Source organism: Acidovorax sp. KNOB132 (genome assembly GCF_057541515.1).
In genome coordinates this window covers 1-4,048 of sequence record NZ_BAAJYT010000306.1, presented here as the reverse complement: position 1 = coordinate 4,048, position 4,048 = coordinate 1, and the positions used below count along the sequence as shown (strand labels likewise).

General features: G+C 71.8%; 4 protein-coding genes. All 4 read left to right on the top strand.

Going from position 1 to position 4,048, the window contains the following annotated elements; all coding sequences use genetic code 11:
* Positions 1–636 (top strand): LysR substrate-binding domain-containing protein (locus AC27IO_RS21450; protein WP_498740667.1); only part of this gene is annotated, 636 nt, incomplete at its 5' end.
* 22 nt (positions 637–658) lie between these two features.
* Positions 659–1,723, top strand: a complete 1,065-nt coding sequence (locus tag AC27IO_RS21445) for a homocysteine S-methyltransferase family protein (RefSeq protein ID WP_284430360.1) — start codon at positions 659–661, stop codon at positions 1,721–1,723.
* Positions 1,724–1,873: 150 nt separating this feature from the next.
* Positions 1,874–3,331 (top strand): sensor histidine kinase, encoded by a 1,458-nt coding sequence (locus AC27IO_RS21440; protein WP_498740665.1) that lies wholly within the window; start codon positions 1,874–1,876, stop codon positions 3,329–3,331.
* Positions 3,316–4,048, top strand: a 733-nt coding sequence (locus AC27IO_RS21435; RefSeq protein WP_498740663.1) for a sigma-54-dependent transcriptional regulator, incomplete at its 3' end; no start/stop codon positions are given. The genes AC27IO_RS21440 and AC27IO_RS21435, both read left to right, overlap by 16 nt.

Below are 4,048 nucleotides of genomic sequence, written 5' to 3'. Positions count from 1 at the left end.
CGCGCCGTGGCCGCGGGGCAGCGCGGCCGGCTGGACATCGGCTTCACCGGCTCCATGGTGTACCGCGACATGCCCGCCATCGTGCGCGCCTTCGGCGAGCGCGCGCCGGGCATCGAGGTCAACCTGCGCGAGATGTCCTCGGGCGAGCAGCTCGAAGCCCTGCTGCACCGGCAGTTGCATGCCGGCTTCATCAATGCCAGCGTCGTGCCCGCGCCCCTGCGCAGCCTGCCGCTGGCCGAGGACCATTTCGTGGCCTGCCTGCCGCAGGACCACACCCTGGCGGGCCAGGCGGAAGTCGACCTGCGTAGCCTCGCCGACGAGACCTTCGTGATGTTCGCGCGCGACGTGGCGCCGGCCAACCACGACAACGTCATCGCCCTCTTCCACCGTGCCGGCATCCACCCCCACACGCGCCATGCCACCCGGCAGTGGCTCACCGTGGTGGCGCTGGTGGCCATGCGCATGGGCGTGGCCCTGGTGCCGGCCTCGATGGCGCAGGCGGCCGTCCAGGGCGTGCGGTTCGTGCCCATCGCCCACCTGGAGCATCCGACCGTCGGGGTCCTGGCGTGGCATGGCGACGCGTTGACGCCGGTGCTGCAGACCTTCCTCGACGTGGCCGGGCACGGCAAGGGTTGACGCGGCTTCCTACAATCGGGGGATGACTCCGCTCCACTACACCCGCGCCCGACAGCTACCCGACATCCTGGCCCGCCGCATCGCCATCCTCGACGGCGCCATGGGCACCATGATCCAGCGCTTCAAGCTGGGCGAGGCCCAGTACCGCGGCGAGGGCTACAGCGGCCCGGACGGCGCGGGCGACCGCTTCAAGGACTTCCCGCGCGACGTGAAGGGCAACAACGAGCTGCTGAGCCTCACACGGCCGGACGTGATCCGCGACATCCACGAGCGGTATCTGGCCGCCGGCGCGGACCTGATCGAGACCAACACCTTCGGCGCCACGACCATCGCGCAGGAGGACTACAAGATGGCCGATCTCGCGCGCGAGATGAACCTGAAATCGGCGCAGCTGGCCCGTGCCGCCTGCGACAAATACTCAACGCCCGACAAGCCCCGCTTCGTGGCCGGCGCCCTGGGCCCCACGCCCAAGACGGCCAGCATCAGCCCCGACGTGAACGACCCAGGCGCACGCAACGTCGATTTCGAGCAGCTGCGCGCGGCCTACTACGAGCAGACCGAGGCCCTGGTCGAAGGCGGCTCCGACGTGCTGCTGGTCGAGACCATCTTCGACACGCTCAACGCCAAGGCGGCCCTCTTCGCCATCGACGAGTTCTTCGAGAAAAGCGGCGAGCGCCTGCCGCTCATCATCAGCGGCACGGTGACCGACGCCTCCGGCCGCATTCTCTCGGGCCAGACGGTGACGGCCTTCTGGCACAGCGTGCGCCACGCCCGCCCGCTGGCCATCGGCCTGAACTGCGCTTTGGGCGCCACCCTGATGCGCCCCTACATCCAGGAGCTGAACCGGGTGGCGGAAGACACCTTCATCAGCTGCTACCCCAACGCCGGCCTGCCCAACCCGATGAGCGACACGGGCTTCGACGAGACGCCCGAGGTCACCAGCCGGCTGGTGCACGAATTCGCCGCCGAAGGGCTGGTCAACATCGTGGGCGGCTGCTGCGGCACCACGCCGGACCACATCGCGGCCATCGGCCAGGCCGTGGCGCCCGTGCCGGCACGCAAGCTGTTCTACCCCGAAGCCGCCTGATCTCTAGGGGGCGGCTCGCCCCCCATCCGGAGCCCCTGGCCCCGGCACGGGCCCGCGGCCACCACCGGGCGATGCAGGACACGCCGCTTTCCTACCGGACGGCCGCGTGTTCGCCCTTACGATCCGCCGTCCTCACTCCGATGGGCTACCGTGCGGTCTTTGCGCATCCAACTGCTTCTTTTCTGGGCCTTTCTGCTGGCCGCCTGTGCCCTGGTCGCGGCCATCATCGTGGTGCTTTACCAGACGGGCTCGGGCGCCCAGGTGGCGTCCAGCCGGGCACGCGCCGCGCAGGCCTGCGAGGACATCGCCACGCGCTACGCCAAGTCGGTGCCCACGGTGCCGGCCGACACCCCCCAGACCGACCTGCTGCGCGTGCTGCTGCACGTGGTGCTGCTGGAAGTGCCGCAGGTGGAAGGCGGCGTCTGGCGCGCCGGCAGCGGCATGCTGGCCTACGCCTACCCGACCTATGAAGGCAGCGGCGTCAAGATCGACGTGCCGGCCGCCGAGCAGCCGCTCATCGTCGAATTGGCCAAGCAGGCCGGCAGCACCGGCCAGCCCATCGTGAACCTGGTGCGCGGCAGCCGCGAGGTGCTGATCGTCGCGGCCTGCCCCCTGGCCGCGCACCCCGGCACCGCGGTGTGGACCATGACACGCGCCCACGCCGGCGCCATCGCCGCACAGGACACCCTGCGCACCGGCATCGCGGTGCTGGCGCTGCTGGTGGTGGCCTCGGGTGCCTGGCTGGGCTGGATGCTGCTGCGCGGCCTGCGCCAGGTGCGGCGCCTGGAAGGCGCGCTGGCGCAGGCCCAGGGCGACGCCGTGCCGCACCTGGAGCGCACCGGCATCCGCGAGCTGGACCGCATCGTCGACGGCTTCAATGCGTTCGGCACCCGCCTGGAAGACGCCCGCGCCCGGCTGAAGGAGGCCCTGGCCCAGCGCCACCGCGACCTGCGCCTGACCGCCCTGGGCCGCATGACGGCCTCGGTCGCGCACGAGATCCGCAATCCCATCGCCGCCATGCGCCTGAAGGCGGACAACGCCCTGGCCGCGCCGCCGGCCCGCCATGCCGACGCGCTGGCGTCCATCGTCACGCAGATCGACCGGCTGGAGGGCCTGGTGCAAAGCCTGCTCTCGCTGGTGCAGCCGCTCAACCTCCACCCCCGCACCGTGCCGCTCGGACCCTGGCTGCAGGAACGGCTGGACACCGCCCGCCCGGGTTCGCAAGCCCGTGGCGTGCGGCTGGTGCTGCGCGGCGAGGCGCCCGCCGACGCCGTGTTCGACCCCGTGCACGTGGCGCGCGCCATCGACAACCTGCTGGACAATGCCGTGCGCCATGCGCCGGCCGGCGGCGAGGCAGCGCTGTCGGCGCAGGTGGATGCGGCACGCACCCTGTGCACGCTGACGGTGGAGGACGACGGCCCCGGCGTGCCCGAAGACCTGCGGGCGCAACTGTTCGAGCCCTTCGCCACCGGCCGCGCCGACGGCAACGGCCTGGGGCTGGCCCTGGCGCGCGAAGTGGCGCTGGCCCATGGCGGCGACCTGCACTACGCGCCCCGCGAGGGCGGCGGCGCCCGTTTCATCCTGGAGCTGCCATGGCGCGCTTCTTAGTCGTCGATGACGACGCGGCCTTCCGCGAATCGCTGGTCGAAACCCTGCAGAGCCTGGGCCATGAAGTGCACGGCGCCAGTGGCGGGGCCGAGGCGCTGCGCCAAGTGGAGAGCCACCGCTACAGCGCCATCTTCCTGGACCAGCGCATGCCCGGCATGGACGGGCTGCAAACGCTGCAGGCGCTGGCCGCGCGCATGGCCCGGCTGCCGCCCGTGCTGGTGCTCACCGCCTACGCCAGCGGCTCGGGCACCATCGAGGCCATGCGCCTGGGGGCGTTCGACCACCTGACCAAGCCGGTGAGCCGCGCGGCCGTGGTGGAGGTGCTGGAGCGCGCCCTGCGCTCCGAGGCCGACGCCGGTGCCACGGCTGCCGCACCCGCGCCGCCGCCCGATGCACAGGAGGACGGCGAGCTCATCGGCATCAGCGAAGCCATGCGCGAGGTGCACAAGCGCATCGGCATGGCCGCCGCGAGCGATGCCCCGGTGCTGATCGAGGGCGAGACCGGCACCGGCAAGGAGCTGGTGGCGCGGGCCCTGCACCGGCATTCCACGCGCGCGGCGGGCCCGTTCGTGGCGGTGAACTGCGCGGCGATTCCGAAGGAGTTGCTGGAAAGCGAGCTGTTCGGCCATGTGAAAGGTGCCTTCACCGGCGCGGCCACCGAGCGACCCGGGTGCTTTCGCGCGGCCGATGGCGGCGTGCTGCTGCTCGACGAGATCG